Consider the following 13,051-nt stretch of genomic DNA (forward strand, 5'->3'; position numbering starts at 1 on the left):
GGATAGGTTCCTAGAGTGTGCGGCGGGCGAAAGCCAGCCAGGTTTCATAGGCTTGGGCGGAGTAGAGCACCATGGCCGCCTCCTGGGTGTCGCCGCGTTTGAGACCCTCGGCAACCTCCTTCAGGGCGATGGGCATGGCCTGCTCCACGGGGTAGCCGTAGGCCCCGCAACTGATGGCCGGGAAGGCCACGGAGACGATGCCGTGCTCGCGGCAGAGCGCCAGGCAGGAGCGGTAGGCCCTGGCCAGGGCCTCGGGCTCGCCCTGGCTCCCGCCGCGCCAGATGGGGCCGACGGCGTGCAGGATGTACTGCGCGGCCATCTCGAACCCCGGGGTCAGCTCGGCTTCCCCGGCCTTCAGGGGGCCGCGCCGGGCGATGATCTCCCGGCAGGCGGCGGGCAGCATGGGCCCCGCAGCGCTGTGGATGGCCCCGTCCACGCCGGAGCCCCCGGCCAGGTGGGCGTTGGCGGCGTTGACCACGGCCTGCGCGGGCCAGGAGGCGATGTCCCCCCGGGCGATGCGCAGGGTCCCCTCCCCGACGGTGAAGACGGCGGATTCCGCGGCGTTCATGGGTTGAATGCCTCGGCCCAGGCGGGGTCGATCCCCGGGGCCAGGATGCCCAGGCCCGCCCGGGATGGGTTGAGGATGGCGGCGGCCAGCTCGCGCACGTCCTCCAGGGTCACGGCCTCGAAGCGGGAGGCCGTCTCCTCGGGGGAGACGAAGCGGCCCAGGAGCAGGTGGTTGCGGGCCAGGCGGGACATGCGGTCCTCGCTGGACTCCAGCGAAAGATACAGCACGGAGAGCAGGTGGTCGCGGGCGTGCTCCAGTTCGGCGGGTGTCACGTCGCCACCGGCCAGTCGCTCCAGTTCGCCGCGCAGGGCCTCCAGCAGTTCGCCGGTGCGCTCCGGCTCCACGGCGGCGTAGAGCTGGAGCATGCCCTGGGTGCGCATGGTGTTGGCGAAGGAGTAGACCGTGTAGGCCAGGCCCCGGCGCTCGCGGATCTCCTGGAAGAGGCGCGAGGACATGTTGCCCCCCAGGATGGCGTTGAGCACGCCCAGGGTGAAGCGGCGCTCGTCGGACGCGCCCATGGCCTCGAAGCTGAGGGTCACGTGGCTCTGTTCGCAGTCGCGCTCCTTGAGGGAGCGCACCGGGGCGAACGTCCCGGCCGGGGGGGCCTTGGGCGCGGCGCCGCGTTCGAGGGAGCCGAACAGCCGGGCCGCGAGCTCATGGAATCCGTCGTGGTCGATGCCTCCGGCGGCGGCCACCAGCATGCTCTGGGGGCGGTAGTGGTCCGCGCGCCAGGCGTCGAGCGCCTCCAGGGTGAAGCCGCGCACCGTCTCGGGGCGGCCCAGGATGGAGTGGGCCTCGCTGCCGCCGGGCCAGCTGGCCTGCCAGAAGGACTCCATCAGGCTGTCCTCCGGATCGTCCTCCACCATGGCGATCTCCTGGAGCACCACGTCCTTCTCCTTGGCCAGGTCATCCTCGGAGGGCGTGGGCGCCAGCGCAAGTTCCGCCAGGATCTCCAGGGCGTCGCTGAGGTGGGTGTCCACCACGCGGGTGTGGAAGCAGGTGTGTTCCCGGCTGGTGAAGGCGTTGGACTGGCCGCCGAAGAGGTCCAGGGCCTTGGCGATGTCCAGGGCGCTGCGGCGCTCGGTGCCCTTGAAGGCCAGGTGCTCCCAGAGGTGGGCCATGCCCTCCTGGGCAGGGGTCTCGTTGCGGGAGCCGGATTCGATCCAGATGCCGAAGCTCACGCTCTTGGAGTCCGGCAGACGCTCGGTGGCCAGGCGCAGGCCGTTGTCCAGCACGCGCAGGCGGTGGTCGTAGGGGGGTGTCATCAGTGCTCGCGGAAGAAGGGTTTGCCGAGCCCGGCGGGCGCGCGCCCACGCCTGCCCAGGGCGGCGGCGAAGCTCAGGGTGAGGATGGTCAGCACGTAAGGCAGGATGCGCAGTATGTACAGCGGCACCACGTTGTAGCCCGTGGCCTGCGAGAAGAACTGCAGCGCCGAGAGGAACCCGAAGAACAGCGCCCCGGCCAGCGCGCCCAGGGGACGCCAGCCCGAGAAGATGACGATGGCCACGGCGATCCAGCCCTGCCCGGCGGAGATGCCCTCCTTCCAGCCGGGGGTGAAAACCAGCGATAGGTAGCCTCCGGCCATGCCGGAGAGAAAACCGCCCAGAGCCACGGCCGTGAAGCGTGTGCGCACCACGGGCGCGCCCATGGCGTCGGCGGCGGTGGGGTTCTCGCCGCAGGCGCGCACGGTGAGGCCCCAGCGCGTGCGCGAAAGCGCGAACCACATGACCACGGTGACGGCCACGGCCACGTAGACCAGCGCGTTCTGGCCGAACACGGCCTTGCCCACCAGGGGCAGGTCGGAGAGCACGGGGATGGGCCACTCGCCCACGCGAAGCCCGGGCTTGCCGATGAAGCCGCGGCCCATGAAGTTGGCCAGCCCAGCGCCCAGGATGGAAAGCGCGATGCCCGAGAGCAGCTGGTTGGCGCCCAGGCGGATGGCGAAGAAGCCGTGCAGGCAGGCCAGCAGGGAGCCCACGAGCCCGGCGGCGGCGAAGGCCAGGGCCGCGTTGCCCGTGAGGTAGCCCACCAGGTAGCCGATGAAGGCCCCCATGAGCATCATGCCCTCCTGCCCCAGGTTGATGACCCCGGCGCGCTCAGAGAGCACCTCGCCCTGGGCTGCCAGCAGCACGGCCATGGAGGATTTGAGGGTCAGCGAGAGCAGGAATGCGAAGTCGTTCATTGTGCGGTGCCTGTTATCACGCCGTGGCGTCGTTTCCAAGTTCCGGCGGCAGAGCCTGACTGGCTGCCGCCAGGTATCAGCCGTCCATGCCGGGGACACGCCGGCAAGGTGCGGGAGAAAGCCAAGGCCGATGCGTATCCGGCATACGCGAGGGTTTGGCTTTGCTTCGCAACGAAGCCAGCGGGGACTTCGTCGCGGGCGGTCAGCGCTTCTTCCTGACCTGGAGCCAGAGCAGGCTCAGGAGCAGGGCCGCCTCGATGACCAGGCTGGCCGCCGAGGGCAGGCGCATCTTCGTCTGCAGGTATTCGCCGCCCACCAGCACCGCCGCCAGCACCACGGCCGCCGGTGTGGCCAGGGCCGGGTGCAGCCGGGCCAGGCAGGCCACGATCACGCCGTCGTAGCCGTAGCCCACGGCCACGCCTTGTTGCAGGCGGTAGTGGATGCCCGTGACCTCGGCCATGCCCGCAAGCCCGGCGATGGCCCCGGAGAACAGGAGCACCCAGAAGCCCCGGCGCGCGGCGTTCATGCCAGCGTAGGAGGCCGCCTTGGGGCCAAGGCCCATGACGGTCAGCTCGTAGCCCCAGCGGGTCTTGGCCAGGGCCCAGGCCAGCAGGACCGCGCCAGCGATGCCGGCCAGCAGGCCCGGATGCACGCGGGTGCCCGTCAGGCGCGGCAGCCGGGCGGCCTCGGCGAACATGGCCGTGCCGGGGAAGCCGAAGCCAGCCGGGTCGCGCCAGACGCCGAAATAGAGGTGCTCCATGAGCGCAATGGCCACGTAGTTGAGCAGGAGCGTGGTGATGATCTCGCTCACGCCCAGGCGGGAGCGCAGCCAGGCCGGGCCCGAGGCCCACACCGCCCCCCCGGCCATGCCGCACAGTGCCGCGCAGGGCAGCATCAGGGCGGGGGGCAGGGTGTCGCCCAGGTTCAGGGCGGCGGCCGTGGCGAACACCGCGCCCATGACCAGCTGGCCCTCGCAGCCGATGTTCCAGAGGTTCATGCGCGCCGCCAGGATCACGGCCAGGCCCGTGAGCGAGAGCGCCGAAGCCTTGACCAGCACCTCCGAGAAGCGCCCCCAGGAGCCGAAGGCCCCCTGGAACATCACGGAGTAGGCGGCCAGCGGGTCCGCGCCCATGACGGCGAAGACGGCGGCCCCGGCCAGCAGGGGCACGGCCAGGGCGAAGGCCCACAGGGCGATGGCCCGAGAATTCATGGCCCGCTGCCAGCTCATTGGCGCACCCCCGCCATCATGGGGCTGATGCGGGCCACCTGGTCCGGGTCGGAGACGTCGGCCACGCCGAGTATCCGCCCTGCGAAGATCACGGCCACCCGGTCCGCCAGGGTCAGGGCCTCGGTGAGGTCGCCTGTGACGAGCAGCACCCCGGCGTGCTCGCGGGCCTCCAACAGGCTCTTCCAGACGTCCTCGGACGCGCCGATGTCCAGGCCCTGGGTGGGCTGCTGCACCACGAGCACGCTCGGCAGGCGGCTCAGTTCGCGCGCCAGCAGGAGCTTCTGCAGATTGCCGCCGGAGAGTTCGCCGGAGGGCTGTTGCGGCCCCTCGGCCTTGATGGCGAAGCGCTCGATGGCCTTCCGCGTGGCCTCGGCCCCCCCGGTCCAGTCCAGGAGCAGGCCGCGCGTGAACGCCGAGAGCCGGGTCAGCAGGAAATTGTGGGTCATGGAGAGCTCGGGCACGCTGCCCTCGTGGTGGCGGTCCTCGGGCACGTAGGCCAGGGAGTCTTTCGGGGCGTCGGTCCAGGCTTTGGCCTCGTGGCGCGCGCCATCGAAGGCGACGCTCCCGGCCGTGAGCGGAGCCAGCCCGGCCAGGGCTTCCGCCAGCTCGGTCTGGCCGTTGCCCGCCACGCCCACCACGGCCAGCACCTCGCCGCGCCTTAGCGTCAGGTCAACGCCCGAGAAGGCCGGGCGGGCGGGATCGCTGCCGCCGCCGGTGAGGCCATCCAGGCGCAGCACCTCGGGGCCGGGCTCCACAGGGGGCTTGTCGATGGCGAAGATCACCTCGCGGCCCACCATCATGCGCGCCAGATTGCGCTTGCCTCCCGCTTCGGCGGGAGTCGTATGGGCCACCAGCCTGCCCCTGCGCAGGATGGAGATGCGGTCGGAAAGCTCCAGGGCCTCCTCCAGCTTGTGGGTGATGAAGACGATGGCCCGGCCCTCCTGGCGCAGGGTCTTGAGCACCTGGCAGAAACGCTCGATCTCGGTTGGGGTCAGCACGGAGGTGGGCTCGTCGAAGATGAGCACGCGCGCGCCCTGGCGCAGGAGCTTCAGGATCTCCACGCGCTGGCGCTCGCCCATGGAGAGGGTGTGCACCGGGCGGTCCGGGTCGGCGTCCAGGCCGAAGCGGTCGGAGAGCTCGCGGATGCGCGCGGCCTCGGCCTTGAGGTCCAGCATGGCGGAGCCCCCGGCGGCCAGGCAGACGTTCTCGGCCACGGTGAAGGCGTCCACCAGCATGAAGCGCTGGTGCACCATGCCCACGCCCCTGGCCAGGGCGTGCGCGGGGGAGGTGAAGCGCACCGGCTCCCCGGAGAGGCGTATCTCGCCCTCGTCGGGCTGGTAGCGCCCCGAGAGGATGGACATCAGCGTGGACTTGCCCGCCCCGTTCTCGCCCAGCAGGGCGTGGATCTCCCCGCCGTGGGCGGTGAGGCTCACGTGGTCGTTGGCCAGGGTGGGCCCGAAGCGCTTGGTGATGTTCACCAGTTCCAGGTTCAGGCTCATGAGGCCTCGCGCTTCACGGGGGTGGGCAGGCTGGTCAGGTAGACCAGGGGACGCAGGGCGGGCGTGCCTTCAACGGCAGCGCAGGCCATGGCCAGGATGGGCGGGGCCTGCTCCAGGCGGGCGAAGCGGGCGGCCTGCTCCACCAGGGCCTGCATGGCCAGCATGGTGGAGCCGGTGGATATCACGTCATCGAAGAGGATGATGCCGTCCACGGCCTCGGTGACGATGGAGAGCGAGCGCTCGTAGAGGGCCAGGAACTTGTCCCCGCTGGTGATGGAGTCCGCGCCCACCTGGATCACGGGGCGCTTGCCAGGCTCCATGTGCGGCTTCACGCGGTTGTGGGCCACGGCGATCTCGTCCAGGCCCAGCTCCTGTGCGGTGACCTGGGCCAGCTGCAGTGCCTTCTCCACGGCGGCGAGGATGGCCACTTTCTTGCCGCCTGCCAGCAGGGGGCGCAGCTTGGCGGCCAGCAGGCGGCCCATGTCCTGGTTGAGGCGGGTCTGGCCCACCAGGTCCAGCGAGGCGATGCGCACCTCGCCGCCGTCGGCGGGCAGCCAGACGTAGGGCAGCAGAATGTCGTAATCCAGGCCTTCCACGCGCAGCGTGTACTTCTCGCCGGATTCGCGCACGGGGCGTTCGTAGTGCATACGGGCCTCTCTCGATGATCGCGTGCTTGAGGGCCGGGCGCGCGGGGGCGCGCAAGGTCCTGCCGGGTCCTATGAAACGGCGGGGAGGATGTAAAGGGGATAGGGGACGCTGGGGGCGGGCTGGCGAGAAAATTTTGGGCGGCGGGGGGGAGTCGGCGCGAGAGGGCGCGCTCGGGATGGCTGCCCTGGCTGAGAGTGTTGTGGCTGTTGCTATAAATTATGCAAAACGGTATAGGCGAAATCGAACTGCGCGTTGCCGCGCAGCCAGCTCCGGCCTCCCGTCCGGGGCTTGGAAGGCAAGGCTTATTCTGTGAGTCGTGAGGTGAGCAATGAACCGTCGCGCTTTGTGCCACGCGTTGGCTATTGAAGGGGTGAAGCTGCTGATCGCCAATGCGCCGATCGCAGTCGTGTATGCATTAATCAAATGGAGGTTTGGTTGAAATGCATAAGTGGTTGATGTACACGGATGACGAAGTGGATGTATACTGTCAGAAAATATCACGTATTGTCAAAAATACAATGTGGGTTGTGTTGCTTTGTATCTGGTATATTTATCCAAAATGTTAATGTTGCATTGATAGTGAATGGAGGTGAAGCGTGAGCCGGAAAGAAATGTCCCCGGTAGGCAGGTTTTGGTACGACACGTCTGTTTATTTTTTGGTTTCTGTAGTGCTTTGGCTTGCTATACCGATATTGATCAGTGGTAAGTGCAAGTGAAGGGGGGCATGTTCTGCCATGCCCCCATGCTTCTGGCTGCATTAGTCCCAGTAGGGTTTGTTGTTCTCCTCCCGGATTGAATCCACCCGGGAGTTGTTCGCAATTCTCTCTTGCTCGGAGCGTTGCAAGTCCGATCTGCGGATATAGAAATCCTTCGGTGTATCCATGTATTTCAGCAGCAACGGCGCGGCAACATCCTCGACTACAAACTGGGCTACTCCGCCGTTACTGATGCTTCCCCTCCCGACTGACGTCAGGGCATTCGCCCACAACCCCGCGTGAGCGGCCCCTCGGGCGATCTCCTGAGGAGTGTTGGGGCGCCATTCGACTTCAGCAGTGCCTCCGACAATTTTGATGACTTCTGGCTAGGGGCTGCCAGTTGTTGCAATGAATTATGTACAATGGTATAAGTGTAATCGAACTGCGCGTTCCCGCGCAGCCAGTTCCGGCCACCGTCCGGGGCTTGGTAGGGCAAGGCTTATCCTGTGAGTCGTGAGGTGAGCAATGAACCGTCGCGCTTTGTGCCACGCGTTGGCTATTGAAGGGGTGAAGCTGCTGATCGCCAATGCGGTGATTGCGGCAGTCTACATAACATTAAAAGTGTAGGTGGGTTGTCATGTTTAAGTGGTTGATTTCTCCCGAGGAAGACGTGGAGAAACAGTGTCGTATAATAAGGGAAACCATAGGGTGTATCATGGGGTTAACTTTTCTTTTTGTGGGGCTTGTGTATCCTGGCTGTTTTATTCCGTAATATGTTTATTTGAGGTATCCTGTGAACAGAAAAGAACTGACTCCTGGCAAGAGATTCTGGTATGATGTATTTACGTATTTATGGATGTCCACGGTATTCTGGGGCAGCGTCAACATGCTGATTAATGGTAAGTGCAAGTAAAATGAGGGCATGTTCTGCCATGCCCCCATGCTTTTGGCTGCACTAGTCCCAGTAGGGCTTGTTGTTCTCCTCCCGGATTGAATCCACCCGGGAATTGTTCGCAATTCTGTCCTGCTCGGATCGTTGCAAGTCCGATCTGCGGATATAGAAATCCTTCGGTGTCTCTGTGTGTTTCAACACCCACGGTGCGGTAAGGTCTTCGACTACAAACTGGGCTACTCCGCCGTTACTGATGCTGCCGGTCCCGGCAGTTGTCAGGGCATTTGTCCACAACCCCGCGTGAGCGGCCCCTCGGGCGATCTCCTGGGGCGTGTTGGGGCGCCATTCGACTTCAGCATTGCTTCCGACAATTTTGATGTCTCCTAGCAGAGGGCTGTCAGTTGTTGCAATGAATTATGTGTAATGGTATAAGCATCATCGAACTGCGCGTTGCCGCGCAGCCACTTTCGGCCTTCCGGCCGGGGCTTGGTAGGGCAAGGCTTATCCTGTGAGTCGTGAGGTGAGCAATGAACCGTCGTGCTTTGTGCCACGCGTTGGCTATTGAAGGGGTGAAGCTGCTGATCGCCAATGCGCCGATCGCAGTCGTGTATGCATTATTTAAGTGGGGGTTTGGGTGGCATGTATAAGTGGTTGATGTACCCGGATGATGAAGTAAAGCGGTATGCCCACTGGATCCATCAAGCGATTGAGGGAGTCCTGGCCGCGATCATACTCTATATGTTCTTTTTCCTGCCCAGATGTTAACTCCCACTGTTCTGCAGATGCTTTTTTGGAGTTGTTATGCCCGAGAAAATTAAGAGCGGACCAGATAAATTTTGGCGCGATGTGAGGTGGTATTTTTTGCTGAGTGCTGCTGCATGGGGTGCGATTCCTCGAATACTTGAAGGGCGTTGTTGGTGAAAGAGGGCGTTGCTTCATTGCAATGCCCTCTCTGAGATTACAGCTAGTCCCAATAGGGCTTGTTATTCTCATCCCTAAAAGATTCAGCGGCCTTCCCGTAATCAGCCAAGCCCTGCTCAAACTTTTGTATGTCCCCCCTGCGGATGTAGAGGTTTTTGGGAGTCTCGGTTCTCTCCAGCAAAGGTCTGGCGAGGACCTCGCCAGCAACCCATCCTGCAGTGCTGCCTGAGCCTATATTTTGAGTTTGAATTGCAGTCGGAATTGCGGTTGCCAAAGCAACAGATCCAACTCCTTGTTCAACTTCCTGGGGGGATCGGGACCGCCACTCAACCTCATCCTTTGTATCAATGATTTTGACACCGAGCGGGGAGGCATCCGTCGGCTGTGTTGTTGCCGCTTTGTACCATTTGCCATAGGTGTCTGCGGCCTTGGCGACCCCCCCTAGTTGAAAGGCCGTCTGTACTTTATTCTCCTTCATCTTCTCCCACGCCTCCCCCACCTTGTCCTTGATCGCCCCCATGTCCAATCCGTTCTGCTGTCCTGCCTGTCCACCAAGCAGCGCCATCCCGAACATGGCCTGGTCCGGCGTGAAGCCTTTGCCTGCGCCTTCGCCATTCTGTTGTCCGGGAGGGGCATTCTGCTCCGGCTGCTGATTCGGCGCGACCGGCTGCGGCGTCTTCCCGTCCTGTGGGTCGGGGGTGGCGCTCTGCGTTCCCTCCAGCGTGAAAGGGTTCTTGAATTCAATGGCGTCCGCCATTTTGTTCAGTTCAGGGTTCCAATCGTCTGACATGGTTACCTCCCATGTATATTGCGGTGAGTGTTGCGTGTGCCGCCCGGCGGGTTTTCCCGCCGGGCGGAATCCAAACCAAGGACGCAGGCGCTTACACCTGACGGCTATGTGCCCATCATCAGCTCGATGTAGCGCAGCAGGTCGCCGTCGCGGGCCTTGCCCGACCTGGCGCGCGCCTTGAGCTCGGCCAGTTCGCCTCCGCGCGTGGCGGCAGGCTGGCGGTCGTCGATGCTGCCCGCGCTTTCCAGGTGCGGCGGACTGGGGCGTGAGGCGCTGTCGGGCCGGAACATGCGGCCGGAACCCGCCCCCGTGGGCGAGGCCACCCTGTGGGCGCAAGCCAGCCCGGCGGTTTCGGCGAAGTCGCGGATGTGCTCGTAGAGCTCCAGGAACATGCCCGGGTGCGTGTCCGCGGCGGCGAGCATGTGTTGAGCGAGCATGCCGGGAAGGTGGCGGATGTACTCCTTGACGAGCGGGTACACGCGTTCGAACAGCGGGTCGGTGGCGGCCAGAGTGCTCAGGAGCGTGGCATTCTTCCTGCGAACACGATGCGCACGCGCGGCGGGATGCTGCCCACGACCGTTCAACGGCGGCTGGCTGAACCCGATGAAGGGGGCTCCTGGCTGGGGAACGAAGAGATCCGGCTGGCCATCGTCGTCCAGGTCGATGCCGCAAAGGTGCTCAGCCATACCGGGCATGGTCATGATTCCTTGCTTGATGGCCTTGAAGCTCTGCCGGGGTCTTCCGGCGTCGGGTGATACGGAATGAAGCATTCGAGGGTCCTCCTGTGAGGGTGGTTTATTTCCTGGCGTCCCGCGCCAAGATTCCCCGAATTGTATGCAGGTAGTTTTAAATTTCACCCCACATAGGGCTATGTGGGAAGAAAGTTAAAAAAAAGGGAGCCCCCGGCGGGGCTCCCCTGTGAACAGTCCTCTCTCGGGCTCTAGTCAGGCAGCTTGCCGTTCACGCCCTTGGTCAGCCAGCGCATGGTCAGCAGTTCCTTGTCCGTGGCCCTCTGGCCTTCGGGAATCATCACCTTGCCTTGCTGGTCCGTGACCGGTCCCAGGAAGGAGTCGTCCACGCCCTTCTTCATCTTCTCCAACTCGGCCAGCACCTTCTCCCGCACGGAGGCGGGCACCTTGGCGTTGAACTCGGAGAGGCGCAGGGCGTCCTGCTCGAACCCGCCGTACCACTCCTGGGGCTTCCAGGTGCCGTCCAGCTTGGCCTGTATCGACTTCTCGTAGAATCCGCTCCAGTTCCACAGGGTGGAGACCAGCACGCAGGAGGCCCCGAAACGGGCGGCGTCCGCGCCGTAGCCGATGGCGGGCACGCCCTTGGCGCAGGCGGCCAGGGAGCTGTCGGGCGTGTCGGCCATCTGGCGGATCAGGGTGGAGCCGCGCTGGGCCAGGGTTTCGGCCAGGGTGGTCTCGCCCACGGGGTCGCGCCAGCTCTTGAGCCAGGCCACGGTGTTCACCTTGGAGGGGTCGAACGCGGTGCCTGATTCCTTGAGGCCCTTGAGCAGGCCCAGGGTGAAGGCGTTGATGCCGCGGATGGGCTCCGGGATGGGGTTGGTGGCCACGGTGCCCACCTTGGCGTAGCCCATGAGCCCGGCCATGTAGCCAGCCAGGTAGTCGGCCTGCTCCATGCGCCCCATGTAGTTGCCCATGTTGGGGGCGGTCTTGTAGCCGGAGCAGTGCTCGAAGGAGACGTCGGGGAAGTCCTTGGCGACCTGGAGCATGGGGTCCATGTGCTCGAAGGTGGTGCCGTAGATGAGCTTGTAGCCGTCCTGGGCGTACTGGCGGAGCACGCGCTCGGCGTCGCCAGCGCCCACGTTCTCGGTGTAGCTGACCTCAATCTTGTTGCCGAATTGCTTTTTGATCTTCTCGATGGCTTCGTAGTGGGCGTAGTTCCAGCCCTGGTCGTTGACGGTGCCGAGCAGGGCGAAGGCGACCTTCAGCCCTGCGGCCCTGGCCGGGGACGCAAGCAAGGCGAGCAGCGCCAAGCAGGCGAGGATGCGCGGGAAGGGTGTGCTCATGGAGCCTCCTGAGGGGGGGACGCCTGGGTGTATGGTCCCTTCTGGTTGCAGCATTTGGCGTCGCTTGTAAACGGCGGCCCGATACGGGCGGGCCTGGCCGAAAAAAAGGGAGGCCCCGGAGGGCCTCCCTTGGAAGTCGCGAGCATAAAGCAGGCGGCCGTTATTCCGGCAGCTTGCCGTTCACGCCCTTGGAGAGCCAGCGCATGGTGTAGAGTTCCTTGTCCGTGGCGCGCTGCCCGGCGGGGATCATCACCTTGCCCTCCTGGTCGGTCATGGGGCCCAGGAAGGAATCGTCCACGCCCTTTTTCATCTTCTCCATCTCGGCCAGCACCTTCTCGCGCACGGGGGCGGGCACCTTCTCGTTGAAGGCGGAGAGGCGCAGGGCGTCCTGGTCGAAGCCGGCGTACCACTCCTGGGGCTTCCAGGTGCCGTCCAGCTTGGCCTTCACGGCCTTCTCGTAATAGACGCCCCAGTTCCAGATGGTGGAGACCAGCACGCACTTGGCCCCGAACTCCACGGCGTCCGCGCCGTAGCCGATGGCGGGCACGCCCTTGGCGCAGGCGGCCAGGGAGGCGTCAGGGGTGTCGGCCATCTGGCGGATCAGGGTGGAGCCGCGCTGCACCAGGGCCTCGCTCATGGCGGTCTCGCCGATGGGGTCGCGCCAGCTCTTGAGCCAGACAACGGTGTTCAGGGTGGCCGGGTCGTACTTGGTGCCGGATTCGTCCAGCCCGCGCATCAGGCCGTGGGTGAAGGCGTTGATGCCGCGGATGGGCTCGGGGATGGGGTTGGTGGCCACGGTGCCCACCTTGGTATAGCCCATCAGGCCCGCCATGTAGCCCACCAGGTACTCGCCCTGCTCGATGCGGGCCATGTAGTTGCCCAGGTTGGGGGCGGTCTTGTAGCCGGAGCAGTGCTCGAAGGAGACGTCGGGGAAGTCCTTGGCGACCTGGAGCATGGGGTCCATGTGCTCGAAGGTGGTGCCGAAGATCAGTTTGTAGCCGTCCTGGGCGTACTGGCGGAACACGCGCTCGCCGTCGGCAGCGCCCACGTTCTCGGTGTAGCTGACCTCGATCTGGTCGCCGAACTGCTTCTTGAGCTTCTCGATGCCCACGTAATGGGCATAGTTCCAGCCCTGGTCGTTGACGGTGCCGACCAGCGCGAACGCCACCTTCAGCTTGGCGGCCATGGCCGTGCCGGGCAGCACGGCGAGAACCGCCAGACAGCAAAGAACACTCAGAAAACGCCTGCTCATGGAGCCTCCTCGAACGTGAATGTCGGATTGTTGCAAACCAGCACTGGATGCCGGATTTCCACGGGGTTGTAAATCCCGCACGGGGGAATCACTACCTCTCCAGCACCTCGTCGAACGCCTCCTGCAACTTGAACTCGTTGTAGTAGGCGCACTCCACGTCGGAGAGGATCTCCATCACCTTGGCGGCCTGGGCTTCGCAGCCGGGGGCCGGGTTCTCTTTGAAGTGCGCGCCGAGCGCGGCGCGCAGGGCATCGAAGATGTGGGCAGTGGAGGTCTTCACCACTTCCTTGGCCACGAACTGGGCGTACTGCCTGGAGTAGGACTCGCAACTGTTCTCTGTCATG

Annotated in this window: 11 protein-coding genes; all 11 read right to left on the minus strand. The window is 64.7% G+C overall.

All coding sequences use genetic code 11. The features are described from left to right. Positions 1 to 10: 10 nt before the first annotated feature. Positions 11 to 568, minus strand: coding sequence for a macro domain-containing protein (locus tag MLE18_RS05800; protein WP_243368185.1), 558 nt, complete (start codon positions 566 to 568; stop codon positions 11 to 13). Further along, positions 565 to 1,833, minus strand: a complete 1,269-nt coding sequence (locus tag MLE18_RS05805) for a M16 family metallopeptidase (protein ID WP_243368187.1) — start codon at positions 1,831 to 1,833, stop codon at positions 565 to 567. The genes MLE18_RS05800 and MLE18_RS05805 overlap by 4 nt, the downstream gene beginning before the upstream one ends. Then, positions 1,833 to 2,750 (minus strand): ABC transporter permease, encoded by a 918-nt coding sequence (locus MLE18_RS05810; protein WP_243368189.1) that lies wholly within the window; start codon positions 2,748 to 2,750, stop codon positions 1,833 to 1,835. The genes MLE18_RS05805 and MLE18_RS05810 overlap by 1 nt, the downstream gene beginning before the upstream one ends. A gap of 202 nt (positions 2,751 to 2,952) precedes the next feature. Then, positions 2,953 to 3,978, minus strand: coding sequence for an ABC transporter permease (locus tag MLE18_RS05815; protein WP_243368191.1), 1,026 nt, complete (start codon positions 3,976 to 3,978; stop codon positions 2,953 to 2,955). Continuing rightward, entirely contained in the window at positions 3,975 to 5,477 is a 1,503-nt protein-coding gene (locus MLE18_RS05820; RefSeq protein ID WP_243368193.1) for an ABC transporter ATP-binding protein, read from the minus strand. Before MLE18_RS05820 ends, MLE18_RS05815 begins: the two co-directional genes overlap by 4 nt. After that, complete coding sequence (locus MLE18_RS05825; protein WP_243368195.1) at positions 5,474 to 6,124, minus strand: type I phosphoribosyltransferase; 651 nt, start codon at positions 6,122 to 6,124, stop codon at positions 5,474 to 5,476. Before MLE18_RS05825 ends, MLE18_RS05820 begins: the two co-directional genes overlap by 4 nt. Positions 6,125 to 8,676: 2,552 nt before the next feature. After that, on the minus strand, positions 8,677 to 9,423 hold the full coding sequence (locus MLE18_RS05830; RefSeq protein ID WP_243368196.1) for a hypothetical protein: 747 nt from the start codon (positions 9,421 to 9,423) through the stop codon (positions 8,677 to 8,679). 104 nt (positions 9,424 to 9,527) lie between these two features. Continuing rightward, entirely contained in the window at positions 9,528 to 10,193 is a 666-nt protein-coding gene (locus MLE18_RS05835; RefSeq protein WP_243368197.1) for a hypothetical protein, read from the minus strand. A 170-nt stretch (positions 10,194 to 10,363) separates the two neighbouring features. Next, positions 10,364 to 11,455, minus strand: coding sequence for a BMP family ABC transporter substrate-binding protein (locus MLE18_RS05840; protein ID WP_243368199.1), 1,092 nt, complete (start codon positions 11,453 to 11,455; stop codon positions 10,364 to 10,366). Between the two features lie 160 nt (positions 11,456 to 11,615). Continuing rightward, entirely contained in the window at positions 11,616 to 12,707 is a 1,092-nt protein-coding gene (locus MLE18_RS05845; protein WP_243368200.1) for a BMP family ABC transporter substrate-binding protein, read from the minus strand. A 91-nt stretch (positions 12,708 to 12,798) separates the two neighbouring features. Beyond that, a complete protein-coding gene (locus tag MLE18_RS05850; protein ID WP_243368202.1) occupies positions 12,799 to 13,050 on the minus strand; it encodes a hypothetical protein in 252 nt (83 codons plus the stop codon). Between the last annotated feature and the right edge of the window lies 1 nt (position 13,051).

The organism is Fundidesulfovibrio soli, assembly GCF_022808695.1.
In the GTDB taxonomy this organism is placed as follows: domain Bacteria; phylum Desulfobacterota; class Desulfovibrionia; order Desulfovibrionales; family Desulfovibrionaceae; genus Fundidesulfovibrio; species Fundidesulfovibrio soli.